The organism is Methylophilus sp. (assembly GCF_035460085.1).
GTDB lineage: Bacteria > Pseudomonadota > Gammaproteobacteria > Burkholderiales > Methylophilaceae > Methylophilus.
Genome location: NZ_DATHWZ010000082.1, coordinates 1 through 23,578, shown reverse-complemented (window position 1 = coordinate 23,578; position 23,578 = coordinate 1). Strand labels below are relative to the sequence as shown.

Here is a 23,578-nt window from a genome sequence, read left to right as displayed (position 1 = left end):
AGCGCCGAAGCGCTCATTGGCATTAGATTGATTCAGGCACCGCTTTATAAGGGCTGCGCTCTTCAAGCTCATCCACATAATGCTGCATGGCCGTTTCTTCCCTGGATAAAAAGCGCGCCACACTCTGGTGAAACTCATCGTGTGCCAGCCAGTGATAAGAGTAGGTGGTATAAGGTACAAAACCTCGTGCTAATTTATGCACGCCCTGTGCACCACCTTCAAAATAATGTATCCCTTGCGTGATGCAAAAAGCTTGTGGCTGGTAATAGCACAACTCAAAATGCAGGCACGAAATATCTCGCAGACTGCCCCAATAACGGCCATACAGCGTGTCATCGCCCTGTATACACAGGCTAACGGCGAAATCCTCATCTGATTGCATCGCAATAAATAGCAACACATTGTCAGGCATATCGCGCGTGATTTCTTCAAAAAAAGCAAAGGTAAGGTATGGCTGGCTGCCATGTCGATGATAAGTGTTGCTATAACATTGATAAAACAATACTAAATCCGCATGGGTCAATTGATGCCCGTTGACCACACGGCAACTCACGCCCTGTTGGGTGACTTTATTACGTTCCTGTCGTATTTTTTTACGCTTGTCATGGCTGAGCACTGCCAAAAAGGCTTCCCAGTCTGCATAGCCGTGGTTTTCCCAGCGAAACTGCACACCTTCGCGGCGTAACAAGCCTTGTGCTGCACAATGCGTAGCCGATAATGCATCCGGAAAAAGAATATGCGTTCCAGATAATCCATACTCTTCACACAGTTTGCGCATGTACTGCAACATCTCTTCTGCCAGCTGCTCAGGCTCTGTAAAATCAGGATGTACCAGCAAGCGTGGACCAGTGACAGGTGAAAAGGGAATGGCAGAGATCAACTTGGGATAATAAGTCCCACCGGCTTGCTGATAGGCATCTGCCCACGACCAGTCAAATACATATTCGCCATAAGAGTGGGTTTTAATGTAACACGGTGCGGCTGCCACCAGTTGTGCGCCCTCATACACGGTTAAGTGGTAAGGAATCCATCCGCTCTCATGGTCGACTGATGCAGAAGATTCAAATGCATGCAGAAACCTGTAGTCAAGCATCGGGTGCTGTCCCGCCAATGCCTGCCATGCAGCAGGTGAAATATGCTGCAGTCCGCGAGACCAGGTAAAAGATAAAGCGCTGAGAGACATGAGGATAGTTAAGTGATTTCCAGTCAAGGAAAGTATACCCTCAGAACCTGGGCATGACAGAGCATGCTGGATAAGAGTTAGCTGGGCCGTTTGCGCAGACCAGAACTGTCTTTGCCTGAGGAGTTAACAGAACTACTTGCGGGAATCACCGCAGAATTGGATTTTGACTTGTTTTTGACTTTGCTATCAAGATCAGCATCGGTCGCCGCTGACTGCTGCGCTTCAGTTTTTGATTCAGCTTCACGTTGACGCTCGACCATTTTGGCGTAAGCATTTTCTAGCTCATCTAGCGTAATCACGCCATCACCATCCAAATCTACATACGAGAAATGCCGTGCTACCTGAGGCAGACATAAGGTAGCTTCTTCGCGATCCAGTGTTTCATCATTATCGCGGTTACATTCATTAAAACGCTGGGAAATGCTGTCATGCATGGCCTTACGCTTTTGCAACATCAATTGATGGTCGGGGTCGGTATTACGTGCGTACTCAGTCAATGCTCTGCGCAGGCGTGCACGGTCTTCTGGGCTGAAATTGTGTTCTAAAGTTTGGGTGAGTCCGGCATCCTCATTGTCCATTATCCGGTTATCACTTAAGCGGATAGGCAATTTAAGATCGGCAAAGGCAGGCAGTGCTAGCAACATGGCCGTTGTTAGCAAAAAAACCTCATTTAAATGTTTTATCGCTCTAAACATCCACACCTATACATTAAGATCATCTCTTTAATCTGCTCAAGTCGCCAAAGCCAGGCCTGGATTCACCTGAAAAGATTAAGTTGGAAAAATGCTGTATGACTAAAAAAGTCAGGCTGCATACCATAACGCAACTAAAGTCCGTTCATCAACAGATTTAACACAAAATAGCGCTTTTCAAGCAACTATTGTGAATAAACGGGCACTTATCATGCATCAGGATTGTAAATGCAATATTTCATTGCAACCGCTATTTGTAACCAATTTGTAACTGCCCCATTTCATGCTCGATGCAGCTTGGAGTATAATAACGGTCGATAAGTTTAATCACTTCAGCCGTTTTATCATCCAGTCTCCTATAACCGTTATTTCGGCTTAACGTGTTAATAAAGACGCCAGTTTTTGTGTAAAAGGTTCGTATGGCAGAACAGTTTAAAAAAATATTGATGGTCGATGACGACTTGCGCATGCGCGAACTTTTGCAGCGTTACCTGACTGAGCAAGGGTTCAATATCAAGTCCGTGTCTGATGGTAAAGAGCTGGATAAAGCCATGGCAGCCGAGAGTTTCGACCTACTGATACTAGACTTGATGTTGCCTGGCGAAGACGGGCTGGCGATATGTCGCCGCTTGCGCGGGGCCAACCATGCCACGCCGATTATCATGCTGACCGCGCGCGGAGATGAAGTAGACCGTATTGTCGGCCTGGAAATGGGTGCCGATGATTACCTGCCTAAACCGTTTAATCCACGTGAGTTGCTGGCGAGGATCAATGCGGTACTGCGCCGCCATGAAATCACGCCAAAGCTGGCTACTGAAGATAAAAGTTCGTCCTTCCAGTTCGGCGAGTTTGTATTTGATGTCAACACCCGCAGCCTGAGCAAGAACGGCACCGCTATCACTATTACCAGCGGAGAGTTCACCTTACTGAAGGTGTTCACCGAGCACCCGCGCCAGCCGCTTTCGCGTGACCGGTTGATGCAGCTTGCACGTGGCCGTGAACTGGATGTATTTGACCGCAGCATAGATGTGCAAGTCTCCCGGCTGCGTCGTATCATAGAACCGGATCCTGCACATCCACGTTACCTGCAAACCATGTGGGGTTTTGGTTATGTGTTTATTCCCGATGGCGAATCACCGCAGTAATTTCCTGCAGATACTGTCTTAGCCCTCGTGCGCTTACTGCCTCGCAGACTACTCTCCCGCATCATGTTGCTGATTGCCATTTTATTGGCAGTCAGCATCTATGCGTCGCTTAAGATTTTCGATTATTTTGATCGCGAACCCCGCGCCACGGCCGCCGCCTTGCAAGCCGTCACCATTGTCAACTACACGCGCGCCTCGCTGATTGCTTCTCATGAAAACCGCCGCCTGGCATTGCTTTCGGAGTTATCGGGCCGTGAAGGCGTACGTGTTTACGCAGCAGATTTCCTGGAAGATATTGAGCCGCTGCCGGCTGATCCGTTCATCGGCCTGATGGCGCAAAAAATTCGCGATAAATTAGGCGAAGAAACCATCATTACCGTCAATCACTACGACATTCCGGGGTTATGGATCAGTTTCAATGTCGGCCAGGATGACTTCTGGGTAGTGATCCCTAAAATCCAGGTAGACCGCCCTTTCCCGTGGCATTGGCTTGGGTGGGCAGCGGTGGTTGGCTTGCTATCACTAGTCGGTGGTTACTTGCTGACCGCCAGGATTAACCGTCCGCTGACCATGCTGGTGCATGCGGCAGAACGCCTGCGTAATGGCGAGCCTGCTCCCAAACTGCCTGAGGACAGTGTAGAAGAGTTGCGCGAAGTGACCCATACCTTTAACGAAATGGCCGAGTCGCTGGCAAGACTGGATGCAGAGCGCACCCTATTGCTGGCCGGGGTATCGCATGATATCCGTACGCCATTAGCAAGATTGCGGCTGGCGGTGGAAATGCTGCCGCAAGAAGCGGATTACATGAAACATGGCATGATTGAAGATATCTCCGATATGGATAATATCATTCACCAGTTCCTGGATTTTGTACGCGGCGTCGAAGGCGAGCCAACACGCATGATGGATATCAATGACTTGCTCCGCGCCTTGTCTGAAAGGCAATTACGTGCAGGCCGTGAATTGAAAATATCGCTGGGGCCAAAATACTTTATCCCAATCCGTCCATTGGCCATGCAACGTTTGCTGGACAACCTGGTTGGCAATGCCTATAACTATGGCAAAGGCAAAGTAGAAGTGCGCAGCCAGGTCATGGCAGATAAAATTGTCGTCAGCGTGCTGGATAATGGCCCTGGCATCCCCTCTGAACATGCACAGCGGCTATTGCGCCCGTTTGAGCGCATGGATAGTGCTCGCAACAAATATGAAGGTGGCAGCGGCCTGGGGCTTGCCATCTGCAACCGGATTTCAAAATTACACGGCGGCGAGCTTTTCTTGCTCAATCGTCCTGAAGGCGGGCTCGAAGCCAGGTTGTCATTGCCTATTTTGCCCAATACTTAAGTGCATTGACTCTAGAACTTTCATTAAGCTAATCATTGAAAGCGCACCATACAACGCACACCGGACTTGCCAACTCAAAGTTGGTAGAGCTACTCTGCTGATGTCTTGAACCAGTTCAACCTTGACCTGAGTTTCACGACTTCGCCGATAATCGTCAGGCTTGGTGGCTTCAAACCTGCTGCCGCAACATCATTCGCCAACTCCGACAACGTTGATTCCACCACGCGTTGCTTTTGAGTGGTTCCCTGTTGTATGACAGCAGCAGGCATTTGCGGCGACACGCCATGCGCGATCAGCTTTGCACAGATTTGCTCCAGCCCGACCAGTCCCATATAAATGACCACCGTCTGTTTCGGGCGCGCCATCGCTTGCCAATCCAGATCTACCGTGCCATCTTTCAAGTGCCCGGTAATAAACAGGCAAGCTTGCGCATAATCCCTATGTGTTAACGGAATACCTGCATAACTGGATACGCCGTTGGCTGCGGTAATGCCTGGGACTACCTGAAAAGGCACGCCATGCTGCATCAGTGTTTCAATCTCTTCACCACCGCGGCCAAAAATAAACGGATCACCCCCTTTTAAGCGCAACACGCGTTTACCTTCAAGCGCCAGCCTGGCAAGCAGGGCATTAATTTCTTCCTGCGGCAATGTATGCTGATCACGCGATTTGCCGACATAAATCAGTTCGGCATCACGTCGCACCAGCTCCATGACTTCTTTGCTGACCAGTTTGTCGTACACGCAGACATCGCATTGCTGCATCAGACGTAACGCACGAAAAGTCAGTAGGTCCGGGTCACCCGGCCCGCCGCCTACCAAGTACACTTCACCACGTGCTGGGGCATCGTCACTTTGCGTTAACAATTCTCCGAGTAATTCCCGCGCAGCTTGTTCCTGGCCGGACAATACACGTTCGACCAGCGGACCATTCAACACATCCTCCCAAAAACGTCGCCGCGCCTGCGTGGTTGAAAACCTGGCTTTTACCTGCTCGCGGAATTCACCGGCCAGGCTCGCAATGCGTCCATAGGCCGCAGGCAGCATGGTTTCAATTTTGCTTCGGATATGCCGCGCCAGCACAGGCGCATTGCCCTCACTCGAGATCGCAATGACCACCGGGCTACGATCAATAATCGACCCCATTGTGAAGGTACACAATGCAGGTGCATCCACCACGTTGACTGGAATATTTAACCGTTTCGCCGCCACGGACACGGCTTCATTCACAGCCTCATCATTGGTCGCCGCAATCACCAGGCAGGCGCTCGTCAGCTGTTCTGCCGAAAAAGAATCTCGCACATATTCAATCTCGTTTTTCGCCAGCATTTGCTGTAACTCAGCAGTCAACTCTGGAGAGATCACCACGACATTGCCTTGTGCCTTTAATAGCATGATCACTTTGCGCGTTGCCACGTCACCGCCGCCAATCACCAGGCAACGACGTTGTGCGATATTGAAAAAAATGGGTAAGGCTTGCATGCAATACAGCTTTTTTAAAAGATATGCCATTTTACCGCAGTCTGTGAATCGCACTGCCGATTATCATGCCAGCCACAGTCAAATACGCTAAAATACTGTTTTGATTTGAAAAAATGCTAGATGAAGCAGGACAGCGGTAAAAAAATATTCATTAAATCGTTTGGTTGCCAGATGAACGAATACGATGCTTCACGCATGGTAGACCTGATGCGTGAACACGACGGCATGACCCAGACCGACAATATGGAAGAGGCCGATGTTATCCTGCTGAACACTTGCTCGGTGCGCGAAAAAGCCGAAGAAAAAGTTTTCAGCCACCTTGGCCGCATGATTCCGCTCAAGGAAAAAAATCCGAACCTGGTGATTGGCGTCGGCGGTTGCGTAGCCAGCCAGGAAGGCGACGCGATTATCAAGCGCGCGCCGTATGTGGATGTCGTATTTGGCCCGCAAACCTTGCACCGCTTGCCTGAGCTGATTAAAGCCAAACGGGCAGAAAATAAACCGCAGGTCGACATTACTTTCCCCGAAATAGAAAAGTTTGACCACTTGCCACCACCCAGGATCGAAGATGCCACGGCATTTTTAAGCATTATGGAAGGCTGCAGCAAATATTGCAGTTTCTGCGTCGTGCCTTATACCCGCGGCGAAGAGTTCTCCCGCCCGTTTGAAGATGTCCTCACCGAAGCCATTCAACTGGCCGAACAAGGGGTCAAGGAAATCACCTTGCTCGGGCAAAACGTGAATGCCTACCGCGTCCAATATGCGGGGATAGAAGCGGACCTGGCCATGCTGATTGAAACCGTGGCAGAGATTCCACAGATTGAACGTATCCGCTATACCACCAGCCATCCGAATGAAATGAACGATCGACTGATTGCTTGCCATGCCAATGTGCCAAAGCTGGCGAACCAGTTGCACTTACCGGTGCAAGCCGGCAGCGACCGCATACTCATGGCGATGAAACGCAATTACACTGTGCTGCAATATAAAGGCCTGATCCGCAAACTTAAAGCGGCGAATCCGGCTCTGACGATTACCAGCGACATCATCGTCGGCTTCCCTGGGGAAACCGAAAAAGAGTTCCAAGCCACCCTGAAACTGATGCGCGATGTGGGCTTTGATTACAGCTTTAGCTTCTTATATAGCCCACGCCCCGGCACACCAGCCAGCTACTTGCCAGACGAAACACCGCAAGAGACCAAGGCTGCCTGGCTGAAGCAATTGCAAACCGAAAACGAAACCAATGGCGACGCCATCAGCCGCGCGATGCTCGGCACCGTGCAACGTGTCCTGATTGATGGCCCGTCATGGAAAGACCCCAGCCTGCTGGCTGGTAAAACCGATAATGGCCGCGTGGTAGATATTGCCGCCGATGCACGTTTTATCCACCAAATGGTCCAAGTAAAAATTACCGATGTCTACAACCCGCATCGCCTCGTCGGCGAAATAGTGAATTAAGCATGGAAATCACCCTAACACCTGAAGACAACCTGATGCTGGCCAATCTATGCGGCCCGCTGGATGAAAATATCCGCCAACTGGCGAACGGACTCGATATCGATATTAACCGTCGCGGCAGCACCTTTCATTTGACCGGTACGGATACCAATACCCGACTGGGTGCGCAAATGCTGGAGAATTTCTATGCGCGCGCAAAAAAACCGATCGAGCTGGAAGATATTCAATTAGGCCTGGTCGAAATAGACAAACTGAAACCTGAAGAAGTAAGCTCCACTGCCATGCCGACCCTGATGACCCGTCGTGGTGATCTTCATGGCCGTACGCCTAGGCAGGTGAGCTACCTGCAACAGATACAGGATCATGACATCACCTTTGGTATAGGTCCGGCGGGTACTGGTAAGACCTACCTGGCAGTTGCCAGCGCCGTCGATGCGATGACGCGTGATCGTGTCAAACGTATTGTGCTCGTGCGTCCGGCGGTAGAGGCAGGTGAGCGCTTAGGCTTTCTGCCTGGGGACTTGAACCAGAAAGTTGACCCGTATTTACGCCCGCTGTATGACGCTTTATATGACCTTGCGGGTTACGACACAGTTAACAAAATGTTTGAACGCGGTGCGATTGAAGTGGCGCCACTGGCTTATATGCGAGGTCGTACATTGAACCAGAGTTTTATTATTCTGGATGAAGCGCAGAATACGACGCCTGAGCAAATGAAGATGTTTTTGACCAGGATAGGCTTTGGCACCAAGGCTGTGATCACGGGTGATGTGACGCAGATCGATTTACAACGTCACCAGAAAAGTGGCCTGGTGGAAGCACAGAAAATTCTCAAGGATGTGAAAGGCATTGCCTTTACTCACTTTCTGTCACAGGATGTTGTGCGCCATCCTCTGGTTCAGAAAATTATTAATGCTTATGAAAGATATGAGCAGGCTAGCGAAAAAAATTAACTTCCGACTTGCGTCCATAGGCTGTTTTTCGCCTTTAGGCGACCGTTCTTTCTTATGATTGTCCATAAGAAAAAATGTAAAGAACAAGACACCCTAGCTTCCGCTTATTTCCTGCGTTGCTCGAATTAGGACTTTCGTCCGTTGCTTTGCAGGACTCAGGCATAAGCGGTCACGAAACTCAACCGAGCGGCCTTCAAAGACCGGAGGCCACCGGGGGATTCGGACAGTCGCTCCCTTGTTTCTTATTTTGCCTGCGCTACTCGGCGCGTCAGATAGGGTCCCGTTAAAACCCACCACGATGTTACTTAGGTGAAACGCATTTCATTTCATCTCGCTAGGGAGCGCGGTTGGGATAGAAAGGGATGAAGTGTTGCATTGGCTAAAATATTAAGTATTTGCTGAGTGGTTAAGCGCGCGCAATATATCAATTTTCAGGAGCCTTAAAACGTGGTGGTTTTAAATGGCCCCTATCTGACGCGCCGAGTAGCGCAATCAGCGTGGGAGGTGTCGGCCAGCGTCTGTTCGAGTTCCGCAACAAGCCACGGTGTGTGTGGCTTGTCAGGGCGAGTTTCGTTGGCCGCCCACGTTGATGAGCAACACAGGGAACAAGCGGAAGCTAGGGTGCCCTTTCTTTTGGTTACTTATTCTTTGGGCAAGCAAAGAAAAGTAACTCGCCTATAGGCGAAAAAGAACGCTTAAAGAACCAAAAAAATACCTATTAGGACTTCCAGCAAGTGCAATTCTCGCTCTTTTATTGTTACCGAGCTATGCATTAACGTTGCCTGGATTCTGGCCTACGCCAGAATGACGATAGGTAAGCGCTAGGCCAGGCGAAAAAATTCACACCGACAACCAACCCTAACGCTCAACATACGTCGGAAACTTCTGCATCACCTCAGCAAATAACCCCCCTTCCAGCCACCCCTGCAACCAACCCCGCAATGCCGGATAAGGACTCTGCGCAAACCACTCAGCATCCACCGCCGCAAACTGCCGGATAAACGGAAAAATCGCTACATCGGCCATGCTGGCAGAATCACCCAAAATGTATGCATGTTTCTGCAAAGCAATTTCCAGCCTTTGCAAAAACTGCTCCCCTTGCTGGCGATAATACAACTGTGTTTGCTCAGGATAACGTTCGGGATATTTATAGCGGTCAAGGGCTTTTTTAAAGTCACCATCATTGATGCCAATAAAGTGATTCACTGCATCGCGGTCTGCATGTAGCCAACCTTGCGGATCATGCCGGGCCAAAGCCCACTGCATGATATCCAGACTTTGCTCAAGCACGGTACCATCTTCTAGCTGTAATACCGGCACTGTGCCTTTAGGGGAAAGCTGCAACAAATGTAGCGGCTTTTCACGCAAAGAAACTTCGCGTAATTCGACTTGCACTTTTGCAGACCATAACGCCATACGGGCACGCATGGCGTAGGGGCAGCGGCGGTAGGAATAAAGGATAGGCAACGCCATTACAACAGGGCTTTGCGACAGTCCTTGATAAGTTGAGGACCCTTATAGATGAGTCCGCTATACAACTGCACCAGACTAGCACCTGCCGCCATTTTCTCTTTGGCATCCTCACCATTCAAAATACCGCCCACGCCGATAATAGGTAAACTCCCTTGCAGTGAAGCCGCCAGTGTTTGAATCACACGGGTTGAACCTAGCCTGACTGGCGCGCCAGAGAGGCCGCCGGCCTCTTCCGCATTTGGCAACCCAGCTACAGCATCCCGCGCTAACGTGGTATTCGTCGCAATCACGCCATCGATTCGATGCTGCATCAGTAAGCCTGCGATTTCCTGTACCTGCTCAGTGGTTAAATCAGGCGCAATTTTCAAAGTGATAGGCACATATTTGCCATGTACTTGCGCTAGGATATTTTGCTCAGACTTCAGCGTTGCCAATAACTGGCTAAGCGTATCTTTTTCCTGCAACGCACGCAGGTTCTTGGTATTGGGCGATGAAATATTTACCGTGATATAACTGGCATGTGCATATACTTTACGCATGCAGGTCAGGTAATCTTCTGCAGCACGCTCATTTGGCGTATCAAAATTCTTGCCGATATTGATGCCCAGAACGCCTTTGAATTTTGCTGCCTTCACATTCTGGATCAGGTGGTCTACGCCCAGGTTATTAAAACCGAAGCGGTTAATAATGGCATTGGCTTCCGGCAAACGGAATAAACGGGGTTGGGGGTTGCCGGGTTGTGCGCGCGGCGTGACCGTTCCTACTTCCAGGAATCCAAAACCCAGCGCCGCCATGCCATCGATCACCATGGCATTTTTATCCAGCCCGGCAGCCAACCCTACCGGGTTAGGAAAATTGAGCCCCATTACCTGCCTGGATTGATCAGGCAGGTGACCTTTCGCCCATCTCAATAAACCCAAATCCTCAGCGCGTTTAAGCGATGTTAGCGTCAGGTCATGCACTCTTTCAGCATCCAGCTTGAACAGTAGCGGTTTTAATAAGGGATAAACATTCATCAACTATTTCCTGTTATGGGTGCGTGAAATGTGATTTCACAGGATGCAGCATGCATCAGGTTTGCGTTATATCAAAAACCATCTCGGTGTAAAGGCTCAAAATAATCATCAGTGACTTTGTTTGCAAGTGTTGACACCCACAGGAGGACATACAATGAAAATTCTGATTGATTTACTCTCTACTGACTATGGTTTGATGAGCTTGATCGTCATTGCCATCATCGCCATCGTCATGACATGGGCGGGCATATACGTTTACGTCAAATCGCAAAAATAAATATGCTTTGTGTGATGGAACCCACTCGCTGCATCAATGTACAAAACCCTATTTGTCAGTCATTGATTTGATAAAAACCCCGCATGTGCGGGGTTTTTATCAGCAATTACAGGAGTACTTTCTCAATACCGCCGTTATTGGCTTTATGGATATAGTCCTCCATCCAGTTTTCACCCAGGATGTGCTTGGCCATTTCAACCACGATGTAATCCGCTTCAATCCCGGTGTCATCACCGTAGCGTGACAAGCCTTGCAGGCAGCTTGGGCAAGACGTGAGAATTTTCACCTGTTGCTCGGGTGCACCGACCGTCAGGCCCATTTTCTCCATGCCTTTTTCCAGTTCTTCCTGCTTGCGGAATTTCACCTGTGTGGCAATGTCAGGACGCGCAGCTGCGAAGGTGCCTGACTCACCACAACAACGGTCATTCAGTGCCACATCCGTTCCCATCAGCTTGTTGGTCACTTCCAGCGGCTTATAGGTCTTCATCGGTGAGTGACATGGGTCGTGATACATGTAACGCGTCCCCGTGACGACTTGCAGGCGCATGTCTTTTTCCATCAGGTACTCGTGAATATCCAGCAGGCGGCAGCCCGGGAAAATCTTCTCGAACTCGTATTTCTGCAACTGATCCATACACGTACCGCAAGACACAATGACGGTCTTGATATCCAGGTAATTCAACGTGTTGGCCACACGGTGGAACAGCACACGGTTATCCGCCGTGATTTCCTGGCCTTTGTCGTGGTTACCCGCTGACGTTTGTGGGTAGCCGCAGCACAGATAGCCTGGTGGCAATACAGTGATCGCGCCAACCTCATACAGCATGGCCTGTGTCGCCAAACCGACATTCGAGAACAACCGTTCTGAACCGCAGCCCGGGAAATAGAACACCGCTTCCGACTCTTCACTCACCTTTTGCGGGTTGCGAATCACCGGGATCATGGTGTCATCTTCCACACCCAGCATGGCGCGTGAGGTTTTGGATTGCATTTTCTTCGGCATCGGGCGATTGATGAAATGAATCACCTGCGCCTTGATATCTGCTTTACCAACGGTAGCTGGCGGTGCCTTTTTGTCTTTCAGCAGGCCAAACTTCTTCGCCAGGCTATTGGCGATATTAATCGCCTTGTAACCCATCTGTATCATGCCGGCTCGAACCAGTTTGATGGTGGCCGGATCCTTGGCATTCAGGAACAGCATCCCCGCTGCAGTGCCAGGGTTAAAGTTCTTCTTACCCTGTTCACGCAGGAAATTGCGCATTTTGATTGATACGTCACCAAAGTCGATATTGACCGGGCATGGCTTTTCGCAACGATGGCATACCGTACAATGGTCAGCCACGTCGTTAAACTCATCAAAATGCTTGAGCGAGATGCCGCGACGCGTTTGCTCTTCGTAGAGGAAAGCTTCAATCAGCAGTGACGTACCAAGGATCTTGTTACGCGGTGAATACAGCAGGTTGGCGCGTGGCACATGGGTAGAACACACCGGCTTACACTTGCCGCAACGCAGGCAGTCAGAAATATCATCGGCAATCTCGCCAATGGCAGATTGCTCCATGATGATGGATTCCTGTTCCAGCAAGCCAAAGCTAGGCGTATAAGCATTTTCCAGGCCTGAGCCCATCAACAGCTTGCCTTTGTTGAAGTGGCCGTTCGGGTCTACCTTGTTTTTATACACAGTAAAGGTATCAATGGTCGCCTGGTCCAGGAATTCCATTTTAGTGATGCCAATGCCGTGCTCGCCGGAGATCACCCCATTGAGTCCACGGGCCAGCGCCATCACGCGCGCGACAGCGGCATGCGCATCCTGCATCATGCCGTAATTATCGGAATTCACCGGGATATTGGTATGCACGTTCCCGTCACCGGCGTGCATGTGCAGCGCGATAAATACGCGGCTCTTCAATACGGTTTTCTGGATTTCGTCGAGTTTTTCAAGGATACGCTGGAACTCGCGGCCGCCAAAAATATCCGCCATCGGGCGTTTGAGCTCACGCTTCCATGACACGCGCAAATCATAGGACTGCACGGCACGGAACACATTCTCATACTGGGTAAATGGTTTACCCATTTCGCCGAGCACAGTCACAGGCTCATCCAGCGTATTTAAAATCAAGCGCCACTTTGCCCGCAGGTCGCGCAGCAATTGCAGTGCAATATCACGCTTGGAATTCACCCCTTCCGGATCAGCATTGCCCTCTTCATCCGGTTGCAGTGGAAGATCGCCCTGCATAAAGGTTTCCAGCGCATCGACCAGGCGCAACTTATTCTGGATCGACAACTCGATATTGATGCGCTCGATGCCATCAGAGTATTCGCCCAGGCGCGGCAAAGGAATCACCACATCTTCGTTGATCTTGAAGGCATTGGTATGCCGCGCAATGGCCGCTGTACGTGAACGGTCCAGCCAGAATTTCTTGCGGGCTTCTGCCGATACTGCAATAAAGCCTTCACCATTGCGCGCGTTGCACATGCGCACCACCGCTGAAGCGACTTCACCAACCGCATTTTCATCGTCAGAGGCGATATCGCACAACAACACCATTTTCGGGCGTTGCTGACGCGCGGCCTTGGTGGCATAGCCGACCGCTTTGACATAGCGTTCATCCATATGCTCCAGACCCGCCATAATCACAGCAGGATCTTGCTTGGCGGTAGCATCCAGGTAGTCTTTGATTTCAACAATCGCCGGAACGGCATGTGAAACATTGCCAAAAAATTCCAGCGCAATGGTCCGCACATGCTTGGGCATGCGATGCAAAATAAAGGTGGCTGAAGTAATCAGACCATCACAACCCTCTTTTTGCACGCCGGGCAAACCAGACAGGAATTTATCAGTGACGTCTTTACCCAGGCCAACTTTACGGAAGCTAGGGCCAGGAATTTCCAGGATTTCCGGTTCTGACAGCAGGTTTTTAAACCCAATGTCGTAACGGCTGATCTTGAAACGCGCCAGTTCGATATCGTGGATTTTTCCCAGGTTATGGTCGAGACGTTCGACTTCCAACCATGTCGCATCCGGCGTCACCATCCTCCATGAAGCGAGGTTATCCAGCGCGGTGCCCCATAACACGGCTTTTTTACCGCCGGCGTTCATGGCGACATTACCGCCGATACAACATGCATCAGCTGAGGTCGGGTCACACGCAAACTCTAAACCGGCTTCAGTGGCGGCATCCATGGCGCGACGTGTGACGACACCGGCGCCACATTCAATAGTGGCCACCTGGCGTGCTACACCTGGCAAGGTGCGCATTTGCACGCCGGTATGTTTATCCAGTTTTTCAGTATTAATCACGGCTGATAAAGGTGTCAGCGGAATGGCACCACCGGTGTAACCGGTACCGCCGCCGCGTGGAATCACAGTCAACCCAAGCTCAATACAGGTACGTACCAGGTAAGAGATTTCGGCTTCAGTATCCGGATTAATCACCACAAACGGATACTCGACACGCCAGTCAGTGGCGTCGGTCACATGGGAGACACGCGCCAGTCCGTCAAACTGGACATTATCCTTACGGGTGAATTTGGTGAGTTTAGCCAGTGCTTTTTTGCGCAGGTCGGCTGTTTGCTTGAAATCATCGGCAAACTTTTCAACCGCTTTAGTCGCGGCCGCAATCAGCTTTTCAACCTTGTCGTTGCTGCCGCTACGCTCACGAATCGCGGAGATGCGATGATACAAGGCGTCAATCAGCGCTTTGCGGCGCTTGGGGTTTTCCAGTAAATCATCTTGCAGGTAGGGATTACGGGAGACTACCCATAAATCGCCCAACACTTCGAACAGCATGCGCGCACTACGTCCGGTTTTGCGTTCGTTACGCAAGACATTCAGGATCTCCCAGATTTCTTCACCGAGAAACCTAATGACGATTTCGCGGTCAGAAAAGGAGGTATAGTTGTACGGAATTTCGCGCAAACGCGTAAGAGGAGTAGAATCCGAATTGAGCAATTCTGCGGTCACTGGTGCGTTCATTGATAATTCATCAAAAGCAAAAGTGAATTATAACATGCTGAGGTCTGCTCAAACACGTAGGCGCTTTAGGGTTTTTAATCTCAAGAAACATTATGTCGAAGTATTCTTTTTCCTATAAAAAATGGGCCATGCCTGTGGTGGCGCTGGCTTTATTTATCGGCCTGGCCATGGCAGTGATGCAAAAACCGCAAGCGCCTGAAGTCACTTTCACCACCCTGGACGGCAAAAAAATCAGTATGGCATCGCTACGTGGTAAAACGGTGCTGGTCAATTTCTGGGCCACCGATTGTCCTGGCTGTATCAAAGAGATGCCGACACTGATCGAAACTTACAAGAGATACAAGGATAAAAACTTTGAAGTGATTGCGGTAGCCATGCCTTATGACCCGCCAGCCCAGGTATTGAACTACAGCCAGGAAAAAGCATTACCCTTTGCCGTGATGCACGATGGTTTTGGTGAAATGGTAAAGGCGTTTGGCAACGTCAACCTCACGCCCACTGCGTTTGTTTATGATCCGCAAGGTCGTCGCCTGCAAAAAGTGATAGGCGAACTGGACTTCCCCAAACTGCACGCTTTAATAGAACAGCAGGCACACTAAATCATGCTGTGGATTAAAGCACTACACATCCTGTTTGTGACCAGCTGGTTTGCCGGACTGTTTTACTTACCCCGAATTTACGTCAACCTGGCCATGGAACCAGATCAGCAAGCATATGCGCGCCTTGTGCTAATGGCACAAAAACTTTATCGATTCATGCAGCCGCTCTCCATACTGGCACTGGGCTTTGGCCTCTGGTTGTGGCTAGGCTATGGTATTACCGGTGGCTGGCTGCATGCCAAACTGACCCTGGTGTTTTTACTGCTGGGCTATCATCATTATTGTGGCAAATTGCTAAAACAGTTTGCTGCAAAAAGCAATCGACGGACCCATACCTGGTTTCGCTGGTTTAATGAAATTCCGGTCATGCTCTTGTTTGCCATTGTGATTTTAGTGGTGGTCAAACCGTTTTAGATCATGCTGGAAACGTTACTGCATTCAGACTGGTTGATCCGCATGCTGGATAAATCCGGCAAGAGTCCATCACAGAAATTGCTTGGATTATTTTCAATTCTGGATGATTTCCTGTCCAGTCCGCTGGCTACGCAAAAGTCATTAGAGCACAGCGCCTCACAAACCGACCAACTGCAAAAATACTTGACTTTACAGGCAAAAAAAGCCGGTGCGCGACTGCCAGAAATGCTGGCTAGCCAGTTGTACTTCATGGCCATCAGCGCCAGCCAGGAAAAAATAGCCCATTCGGATTCGACTGCTTTGCAACATGCTCAACGTGCAGCAAAAGCATTAATTGACGAGCAAACAAGCAGGGAAATTAGTTGGCTGGTTGTGCGTAATTACGGCATTGTCGCGGTTGCATTATTGAGTGGTGTCCTTGCAGGTCATTATTGGCAAACCGCCACAACGCTGGAAATGGGTAATGCCATTGCTGCAGAGCAAACCGAACCGATAGCCATACCGCTTTCGTCTGAAGCCAGCCCTTCTGAAACTGCTGCCATCTATGGGCGTTTGGAAACCATGCGGCACGGGAATTGCCGCTGGATTGAAGCATTACAGTTACCGGAAAGACTGAAAAGTGTTTACATAGAAAACGTCATCAATGGCCATGTCAGCATCAATCGCGATGAGCAAGTGCTTGTAAATCAGTTACTGGACCAGGTGCAATGCAACTACACACCAAAGTTAATGGCGAATTCTAAATAAAAAAGCCACCCAAGCTATTCCACCGGGTGGCTTTGCCGAGGTGGCGTTTACTCAGATAGTTTTCACGTTGATGAAGCCCATCACCTGAACTTTAATTACTGAAATAATTTTTTCAGTTGATCCAACCCACCGTCGTAAACACCCTTGATCGTATCGGAAGCCGTTTTTTCATCGGCTGGGGATTTTGGCAGGAAATGACTCTCCCATACTACGACAGATTTACCCACACCATTCGTATGGACTGTGATCGTCGATGCATATCCGGACACTGGTAACACCCCATCAGTAATTTTGTATGAGTAAGCTTTAACGTTGGGATTATAAGCGGTTAAAGTTTCATTGATTTTGCCACCATCTTGCAAGGTCAGCACGCGTTTCGCACCTATGTGATTACTTTTACCTGACACAATTTCAGTTTTAGCCACTGCCGGATGCCATGCCCCCAAATCGCTAAAATCAGCAACTTTTTTCCATACCACATCAGCAGGTTGATTCAATTCAACTGATTTCACCACATATAACGGCTCTGCCGCTGACACCATAGTGCTAACACTGCTTAATACCATAGCCAACAACACTGACTTCATTTTAGTCATACTTTTCTCCTTGATTAAGTGACCACTGCAAAATATATACTATACTGTATAGTATATATACTACAAAAATCAATTAAAACATATAGGGAATCTTCCCGCCTTGGCCGAAAAGTATACAAATAGGTATAGGGTGTTATACTTAACATATGAGTGCACTCAAGCAAAAGATCCTGCAAGTATCAACGGACTTGTTCCAGACGCGTGGCATTAACTCCACTGGCGTGGACACGATTGTTGCTGTGGCTGGCACCACCAAAATGACGTTATACAAGTACTTTGAAACCAAGGAAGAGCTGATCCTGGCGGTATTGCAGCAAAGCCATCAGGATTTTCAAACCTGGATGAATGAGAAACTGTTGGGGTTAAGCGACAAGCCTGACGCCAAAATTCAGCAGTTATTTGATTTTATCGAGGAATGGGTAACGTCTCCTTCTTTTGTCGGTGTTGCTTTCATCAAAGCCTCTGCTGAATTCCCCAACGAAGAAAACCGCATTCACCAACTTTCTTCCCAGCAATCGCGTGAATTCCGTCAATTTATCCATCAGTTGGCGCAAGAAGCACAGATTAAAGATGCAGAAGGCCTGGCCTTGCAACTTTCAATCCTGTTTGAAGGCGCGGTGCAGGCAGAACAAATCAAGCGCGGATCCGGCGCCATAAAGTCAGCCAAAAAAGCCGCTAAAACCTTGATTGATATGGCGATCAAGCAATCCTGAACGCACCTAGAACTTGTCGCTCCAAAGTCTCCCAGACTTAAGTAAGGCTTGCCAGCTTATGGACTGGCGGCAATAATAACCGCTTATACTTAACTTCTCATTTAATCCCGAACTCAAACGACCCATGAAGATTTTAATTTGCGGCTCTTTAGCCTACGACACCATCATGGTGTTCCCCGACCAGTTTAAAAACCATATCCTGGCGGACAAGATTCACAAACTGAGCGTGGCTTTCCTGGTACCGGAGATGCGCCGCGAGTTTGGCGGCACAGCCGGTAACATCGGTTACAACCTGCAACTGCTGGATGGCCAGCCGCAAATCATGGCGACTGTAGGCGATGATTTTGCGCCCTACCAGAGCTGGCTTGAACAACATCACATTGATCGTGAGCATATTAAAACAATCAATGGGGCTTTCACTGCTCAGGCATTTATCACTACTGATATAGATGATAACCAGATTACCGCCTTCCACCCTGGTGCCATGCAGCAAGCACATGCCAATAGTGTGAAGGATGCAAAAGAGATTGTGCTGGCAATCATCGCGCCGGATGGACGTGATGCCATGTTCCAGCATGCCAAAGAGTGCCATGAAGCCGGTATTCCGTTTATGTTTGACCCTGGCCAAGGTCTGCCGATGTTCAATGGCGAAGAATTGCTTTATTTTATTGAGCTGGCAGACTACCTGGCAGTGAACGATTATGAGTCTCAGGTTATCCAAGATAAAACAGGACTGACCCTGGAGCAACTCGCCGCAAAAGTGAAGGCGCTCATCGTCACTCTGGGGGCTGAAGGATCACATATTTATGCCGATGGTCAACGCCATGTGATTCCAAGCGTTAAAGCAACAGCAGTGGTAGACCCGACCGGCTGTGGTGATGCTTACCGCGCAGGGTTGCTGTATGGGATCGCACGCGGATGGGACTGGAAAACGTGTGGTCGGTTGGCAGCCACTTTGGGCGCCATCAAAATTGCCCATCGCGGTGGTCAGAACCACAAGGCCACACGAGAAGAAATTGAAAGTATTTACAGCCATGCGCTGGTACAGGATGCAATCAAGGAAGACCCCTCGCTGAGTCTTCCGGCATCCAGCTGAACAAAGAGAAAATAACAGGAGAAAACAAATGAAACTGCGTACATTAAAGTGGGTTGCTTTAGTTGTCATGGTAGGTTTTTTAGGCGCTTGTGCCAGCTCTAATTCAGGCAGTGTGTATTCACGTGACGAAGCACGTAAAACACAAACCGTGAAAACCGGTGTCGTAGAAAGCGTGCGTAGCGTAAAACTGGAAGGCACCAAGTCTCCGGTGGGGACTGTCGCTGGCGGTGCTGTGGGTGGTATTGCCGGTAGCACTATCGGTGGTGGCAGAGGCAGCATTATCGCCGCAGTGATTGGCGCCGTTGCCGGTGGCTTGGCCGGGTCCGCGATTGAAGAAGGTGTGACTCGCAAGAATGCCTATGAAATCACCGTCAAGCTGGATGGCGGCAACCTGGTATCTATCGTGCAGGAAGCTGATGAACAATTTGCACCGGGTGACCGTGTACGTATTGTGGAAAATGGTAGCACTTCGCGTGTAAGCCACTAATTAAGTACCCTTTAGTATCAAAAAGAGCGACCTGGTCGCTCTTTTTTATTGCCTGAATATTGCCATTTTCGTCACAGAACTGTCACGACTTCGTCACCAATCATTCACATCGCAATCCTATCATCTCGCTAAATCACTAAGGAGAAGCGTGATGTTTGAACAAGATTTGCAGCAGTCTAGGATTGATCATTCTGGCATTCCTCAGTCCGACATTCAAAACAGTATCCAACCTTCGCGTAAACAGGCCGCTACACTCAGCGTGGCCCTCGCGACCAGTGCAGAAGAAATTGCCGAAGCGCAACGCCTGCGCTTCCAGGTATTTTCAGAAGAAATGGGCGCACATATTAAAGGCCAGAACGGACTGGATGTGGATGGATTTGATGCCTTTTGTGACCACCTGTTAGTTCGTGATGATGCAACACAGCAAGTGGTTGGTACTTACCGCATTCTCAACCCGATGCAAGCCATGCTGGCTGGTGGTTATTACTCAGCCGGTGAGTTTGATCTAAGCAGATTGTCGCCTTTGAGTGACCGCACCGTTGAAGTGGGCCGCGCCTGCGTACACGCAGATTACCGCACGGGTGGCACGATTACTTTGCTGTGGGCTGGACTGGCCAAATACATGATGGCGCGCCAATATGAATACATGATCGGTTGCGCCAGCATTTCCATGCACGATGGTGGCCATATGGCTGCTTCATTATTCAGCAGCCTGCGTGAAGAATATCTTTCACCCGCTGAATACCGCGTGTTCCCGCACAACCCATTGCCGATTGAAGCACTGGACCAATCTTTGCCTGTCACTTGCCCACCATTGATCAGAGGTTACCTGCGCCTGGGCGCCTATATTTGTGGTGAACCGGCCTGGGACCCGGCTTTTAATACCGCGGATATGCTGGTATTGTTACCGCTATCCCGCATCAACCCCAGATATGCAGCGCATTTCTTAAAATAACTTGCCCACTACACCTTTTACCCCAAAATATTTAAGGCAGACACCCTTTTTAATTCGCGGATGGCGCATCACTTGCATCTGCCTGCATACGCTTACCGGACTGGCGCTGGCAGCATTCGTGTTGCCAGTAGCGAGCCGTAAGGTCAGACGCACCTTGATTCAATGGTGGTGCAGATGGTTACTGGGCTGCTTTAACATTTCCACCACGGTCAGTGGCACATTGCCCGGCAAAGAAACGCATGGCGTGTTATTTGTCGCCAACCATATTTCATGGGCAGACATCCATGCCATCAATGCCTTGTTTCCTGTTCGTTTTGTCGCCAAACTTGAAGTGAGAAGTTGGCCAATATTCGGTTACCTGGTGAAAAAATCCGGCACCATTTTTATTAACCGCACGCGCCAGCGCGATGCTGCCCGGGTGGTGCAGATAGCCAGCAATGCCTTGAAACTGAAAGATAATCTATGCGTTTTCCCGGAAGGGACCACCACCGAAGGCGACCAGGTATTACCGTTTAAAAGCAGCCTGATACAAGCAGCGATTGATGCCGATACTCTGGTGATTCCCGTGGCTATCCGTTATCCGCAGCCAGATGGCAGCCTCAATAAGGCGGCCGCCTATGCCGGGGAAACCACCATGCCGGAATCCATGCTGGCGTTTATCCATATGCACAGACCAACAGTGCATCTGCATTTTTGCGAACCGATTTTGGCCAGGGAGTTGGGCCGCCAGGCACTGGCCGAATTAGCCCATGCCGACATCACAAATGTGCTCTATCCTTCAACAGCGCCAAGTCATCAAGCCGTTGCCTGATCATGCTGGTACATAAGCTTGCCAGCCAGCTTTAAGAATCAACAGTATCACCATCACAATAAATACACGACGCACCAGCACCGCGCCATGCTTGAGTGCCAATGCAGTGCCTAGCAAACTACCCGCCACATTGGCTGCTGCCATTGCCAGCCCCACCTGCCACCAGACATGACCGGTCGCCGCCAGCAATAGCAACGCAGCCAGGTTAGAGGCGGCATTCAACACTTTTGAAGAGGCTGATGCGTGCAGGAAATCTAGCCCGAGCAAGCGTATCAGCAGGAAAATAAAGAAACTGCCGGTGCCAGGGCCAAAGAATCCGTCATACCAGCCGATCAGGCCGCCTATACCCATGGCGGATAAAAGCCGGGTACGCGGTGTGCGCAGTGGACTATACAACAGGCCAAACTGGCGATGCTTCAGGGTATATAGCAATACAAACAGCAAAATCAGCGGCAGTAATTTGCGCAGGAAGTCAGGATCTACCCTGGTCAACGTCCATGCACCCAGCCAAGACCCGGCAAAAGCCACCAACGCCGCCGGGAGCAACCAGGCCCAATCCAGCCTTACCCGCTGGGCATAACGTATTGCCGCCACCGCGGTACCAAACACGCTGGAACATTTGTTAGTGCCCAGCAGCAATGCAGGCGGTAATGATGGGTAAGTAGATAATAGTGCGGGCACCGTGACCAGGCCGCCCCCACCGACCATCGCATCCATCACGCCGGCCAGAAAAGCAGCCACGACGACCAGCCACACATCCATCATCTCTGGCACCATCATGCCGATAGCGTGTTAGTCGCTGCCGCCCGCAGCGGGACGATCGCGCGCATCCAACCCGACCTGAGTCACATGGCCATCATCAAGATTGTAGGCCGTGAGCTGGCGCCCCCACAAACAACCGGTATCCAAAGCGACAACGCCATCGCCTCTATGCAGGCCCAAGGCCGACCAATGGCCAAACAGCACAGGTTGTGCGCCGGCTGAACGCCGGTTGGGTGCCTGGAACCACGGATAATAATCTGCGGGCATATCCGGCACTTCGCCTTTAAAAGTGAATTCCATTTCGCCCTGTGCATCGCACAAGCGCATCCGGGTGAACGCATTGACGATCGCGCGCAACCTGTCCATGCCCACCAGCGCATCATGCCATTGCGCCGGGCTATTGCCATACATGGCAAATAAAAAGGTGGCGTAATCTGCATCGCTCAAAACAGCCTCTACCTCTTCAGCCAGGCGCTTGGCTTTAGTCAGCGTCCACTGCGGATATAAACCCGCATGGACCATGGCATAGTCATCTTCCAGCACCATGAGTGGCTGCTGGCGTAACCAATGGAATAGCTGGCCGCCATCCGGGGCTGAGAAAATACCGGCCAAGGTATCAAACCGATGTGGCGGGCGCACGCCATGCGCCACGGCTATCGCATGCAGTTCGTGGTTACCCAGCACCAGCCTGATCTGTTCACGATGTGCATAAGCCCAACGCAAAACCTCCAGCGAGCCGTTGCCACGATTGATAATATCGCCCACCAGCCACAGCTGGTCGCGTGCAGGCTGAAATTTGATTTCAGCCAATAACTGCATCAGTGAGTGATAGCAGCCCTGGATATCACCAATTGCAAATCTTGCCATGCGTGTCACCTATATTTGTCACTATGCCTGCACCAGAAAGTACACAGACTCTATTCTGCACTATAAACAAACAATCGCTTGAAACAAAAAAGCCGCTTGAAACAAGCGGCTTTTACATTGCATTATATTTACTGTTTCAAACTGGCTGCATCAAATTTTGCACCGGCCTGGTTCGCCATGTAGGCCACAGCATCGGCTACTTCGTGATCAGTCAGGTCAGCGCCGCCTCCACGTGGTGGCATGCTGCGGATACCTTCAATCGCATGCTTGACCAGTGTCTCGTACCCTTGTGAAATACGCGGACCCCAGTCACTGGCATTACCGATCTTTGGTGCGCCCAAAGCGCCGGAAGCGTGACACGCTGAGCAAGTCACTTTTACGATTTCTTCGCCACTTTTTTCAACGTGCTCACCAGCGTCCGCTGCCACTTCAACCGTCGCAACTGGCTGGATGTTTGCCGCGATTTTTTGTTCTGCTGCTTCGGTGACTTCTTTTGCTGGCTCAGGTTTTTCACTGCCAATCACGCCAAACAAATA

Annotated in this window: 23 protein-coding genes; 13 read left to right on the top strand and 10 right to left on the bottom strand. The window is 50.1% G+C overall.

Annotated elements, in window-relative coordinates:
* Positions 1 to 22: 22 nt before the first annotated feature.
* Both VK958_RS11460 and VK958_RS11455 read right to left on the bottom strand, forming a co-directional pair.
* Positions 23 to 1,183 (bottom strand): GNAT family N-acetyltransferase, encoded by a 1,161-nt coding sequence (locus VK958_RS11460; protein ID WP_325241435.1) that lies wholly within the window; start codon positions 1,181 to 1,183, stop codon positions 23 to 25.
* A gap of 77 nt (positions 1,184 to 1,260) precedes the next feature.
* Complete coding sequence (locus tag VK958_RS11455) at positions 1,261 to 1,827, bottom strand: EF-hand domain-containing protein (protein WP_325241433.1); 567 nt, start codon at positions 1,825 to 1,827, stop codon at positions 1,261 to 1,263.
* A 467-nt stretch (positions 1,828 to 2,294) separates the two neighbouring features.
* On the opposite strand from VK958_RS11455, the gene ompR reads away from it, so the two are divergent.
* Together ompR and VK958_RS11445 are read left to right on the top strand one after the other, a co-directional pair.
* Positions 2,295 to 3,020 (top strand): osmolarity response regulator transcription factor OmpR, encoded by a 726-nt coding sequence (gene ompR, locus VK958_RS11450; protein ID WP_325241431.1) that lies wholly within the window; start codon positions 2,295 to 2,297, stop codon positions 3,018 to 3,020.
* Between the two features lie 27 nt (positions 3,021 to 3,047).
* Entirely contained in the window at positions 3,048 to 4,361 is a 1,314-nt protein-coding gene (locus VK958_RS11445) for an ATP-binding protein (protein ID WP_325241422.1), read from the top strand.
* 89 nt (positions 4,362 to 4,450) lie between these two features.
* On the opposite strand, the gene cysG is transcribed toward VK958_RS11445, so the two are convergent.
* Positions 4,451 to 5,842, bottom strand: a complete 1,392-nt coding sequence (gene cysG / locus VK958_RS11440; RefSeq protein ID WP_325241420.1) for a siroheme synthase CysG — start codon at positions 5,840 to 5,842, stop codon at positions 4,451 to 4,453.
* 120 nt (positions 5,843 to 5,962) lie between these two features.
* Between cysG and miaB the strand changes: the two genes are divergently transcribed.
* Both miaB and VK958_RS11430 read left to right on the top strand, forming a co-directional pair.
* Positions 5,963 to 7,300 (top strand): tRNA (N6-isopentenyl adenosine(37)-C2)-methylthiotransferase MiaB, encoded by a 1,338-nt coding sequence (miaB, locus tag VK958_RS11435; protein WP_325241418.1) that lies wholly within the window; start codon positions 5,963 to 5,965, stop codon positions 7,298 to 7,300.
* A 2-nt stretch (positions 7,301 to 7,302) separates the two neighbouring features.
* Complete coding sequence (locus VK958_RS11430; RefSeq protein WP_325241416.1) at positions 7,303 to 8,253, top strand: PhoH family protein; 951 nt, start codon at positions 7,303 to 7,305, stop codon at positions 8,251 to 8,253.
* Positions 8,254 to 9,111: 858 nt separating this feature from the next.
* On the opposite strand, the gene VK958_RS11425 is transcribed toward VK958_RS11430, so the two are convergent.
* Entirely contained in the window at positions 9,112 to 9,726 is a 615-nt protein-coding gene (locus VK958_RS11425) for a glutathione S-transferase (protein WP_325241414.1), read from the bottom strand.
* The gene (locus tag VK958_RS11420) at positions 9,726 to 10,742 is read right to left on the bottom strand and encodes a quinone-dependent dihydroorotate dehydrogenase (RefSeq protein ID WP_325241412.1); all 1,017 of its coding nucleotides are present in this window, start codon (positions 10,740 to 10,742) and stop codon (positions 9,726 to 9,728) included. The genes VK958_RS11425 and VK958_RS11420 overlap by 1 nt, the downstream gene beginning before the upstream one ends.
* Before the next feature lie 154 nt (positions 10,743 to 10,896).
* Here VK958_RS11420 and VK958_RS11415 point away from each other — a divergent pair, with 154 nt between their 5' ends.
* Positions 10,897 to 11,019, top strand: coding sequence for a DUF3149 domain-containing protein (locus VK958_RS11415; RefSeq protein ID WP_325241410.1), 123 nt, complete (start codon positions 10,897 to 10,899; stop codon positions 11,017 to 11,019).
* 106 nt (positions 11,020 to 11,125) lie between these two features.
* Here the strand turns inward: VK958_RS11415 and VK958_RS11410 are convergent, their stop codons facing one another.
* Entirely contained in the window at positions 11,126 to 14,995 is a 3,870-nt protein-coding gene (locus tag VK958_RS11410) for a DUF3683 domain-containing protein (RefSeq protein ID WP_325241408.1), read from the bottom strand.
* 92 nt (positions 14,996 to 15,087) lie between these two features.
* Between VK958_RS11410 and VK958_RS11405 the strand changes: the two genes are divergently transcribed.
* From VK958_RS11405 to VK958_RS11395, 3 genes are read left to right on the top strand one after another with little or no spacing between them, the layout of a single operon-like run.
* A complete protein-coding gene (locus VK958_RS11405; RefSeq protein ID WP_325241406.1) occupies positions 15,088 to 15,594 on the top strand; it encodes a TlpA disulfide reductase family protein in 507 nt (168 codons plus the stop codon).
* A 3-nt stretch (positions 15,595 to 15,597) separates the two neighbouring features.
* Positions 15,598 to 16,008, top strand: a complete 411-nt coding sequence (locus VK958_RS11400) for a CopD family protein (protein ID WP_325241404.1) — start codon at positions 15,598 to 15,600, stop codon at positions 16,006 to 16,008.
* A gap of 3 nt (positions 16,009 to 16,011) precedes the next feature.
* Positions 16,012 to 16,755: a hypothetical protein gene (locus VK958_RS11395; protein WP_325241402.1), complete on the top strand. Its 744-nt coding sequence runs from the start codon at positions 16,012 to 16,014 to the stop codon at positions 16,753 to 16,755.
* A 95-nt stretch (positions 16,756 to 16,850) separates the two neighbouring features.
* Here VK958_RS11395 and VK958_RS11390 read toward each other — a convergent pair whose 3' ends face one another.
* Complete coding sequence (locus tag VK958_RS11390; protein WP_325241400.1) at positions 16,851 to 17,351, bottom strand: SRPBCC family protein; 501 nt, start codon at positions 17,349 to 17,351, stop codon at positions 16,851 to 16,853.
* Between the two features lie 146 nt (positions 17,352 to 17,497).
* On the opposite strand from VK958_RS11390, the gene VK958_RS11385 reads away from it, so the two are divergent.
* The 5 genes from VK958_RS11385 (at position 17,498) to VK958_RS11365 (ending at position 21,413) form a co-directional block, all read left to right on the top strand.
* On the top strand, positions 17,498 to 18,064 hold the full coding sequence (locus VK958_RS11385) for a TetR/AcrR family transcriptional regulator (protein WP_325241398.1): 567 nt from the start codon (positions 17,498 to 17,500) through the stop codon (positions 18,062 to 18,064).
* 124 nt (positions 18,065 to 18,188) lie between these two features.
* A complete protein-coding gene (locus VK958_RS11380) occupies positions 18,189 to 19,160 on the top strand; it encodes a carbohydrate kinase family protein (RefSeq protein WP_325241396.1) in 972 nt (323 codons plus the stop codon).
* 28 nt (positions 19,161 to 19,188) lie between these two features.
* Complete coding sequence (locus VK958_RS11375) at positions 19,189 to 19,647, top strand: outer membrane lipoprotein (protein WP_325241394.1); 459 nt, start codon at positions 19,189 to 19,191, stop codon at positions 19,645 to 19,647.
* Between the two features lie 151 nt (positions 19,648 to 19,798).
* A complete protein-coding gene (locus tag VK958_RS11370) occupies positions 19,799 to 20,602 on the top strand; it encodes a GNAT family N-acetyltransferase (protein ID WP_325241392.1) in 804 nt (267 codons plus the stop codon).
* A gap of 1 nt (position 20,603) precedes the next feature.
* Positions 20,604 to 21,413, top strand: a complete 810-nt coding sequence (locus tag VK958_RS11365; RefSeq protein ID WP_325241390.1) for a lysophospholipid acyltransferase family protein — start codon at positions 20,604 to 20,606, stop codon at positions 21,411 to 21,413.
* Here the strand turns inward: VK958_RS11365 and VK958_RS11360 are convergent, their stop codons facing one another.
* The 3 genes from VK958_RS11360 to VK958_RS11350 form a co-directional block, all read right to left on the bottom strand.
* Positions 21,414 to 22,178 (bottom strand): sulfite exporter TauE/SafE family protein, encoded by a 765-nt coding sequence (locus VK958_RS11360; protein ID WP_325241388.1) that lies wholly within the window; start codon positions 22,176 to 22,178, stop codon positions 21,414 to 21,416. It abuts the gene before it with no gap.
* Between the two features lie 27 nt (positions 22,179 to 22,205).
* Positions 22,206 to 23,042 carry a symmetrical bis(5'-nucleosyl)-tetraphosphatase gene (locus tag VK958_RS11355; protein ID WP_325241386.1) on the bottom strand — a complete coding sequence of 279 codons (837 nt, stop codon included), beginning with the start codon at positions 23,040 to 23,042 and terminating at the stop codon, positions 22,206 to 22,208.
* A 128-nt stretch (positions 23,043 to 23,170) separates the two neighbouring features.
* Positions 23,171 to 23,578, bottom strand: a 408-nt coding sequence (locus tag VK958_RS11350) for a c-type cytochrome (RefSeq protein ID WP_325241384.1), incomplete at its 5' end; no start/stop codon positions are given.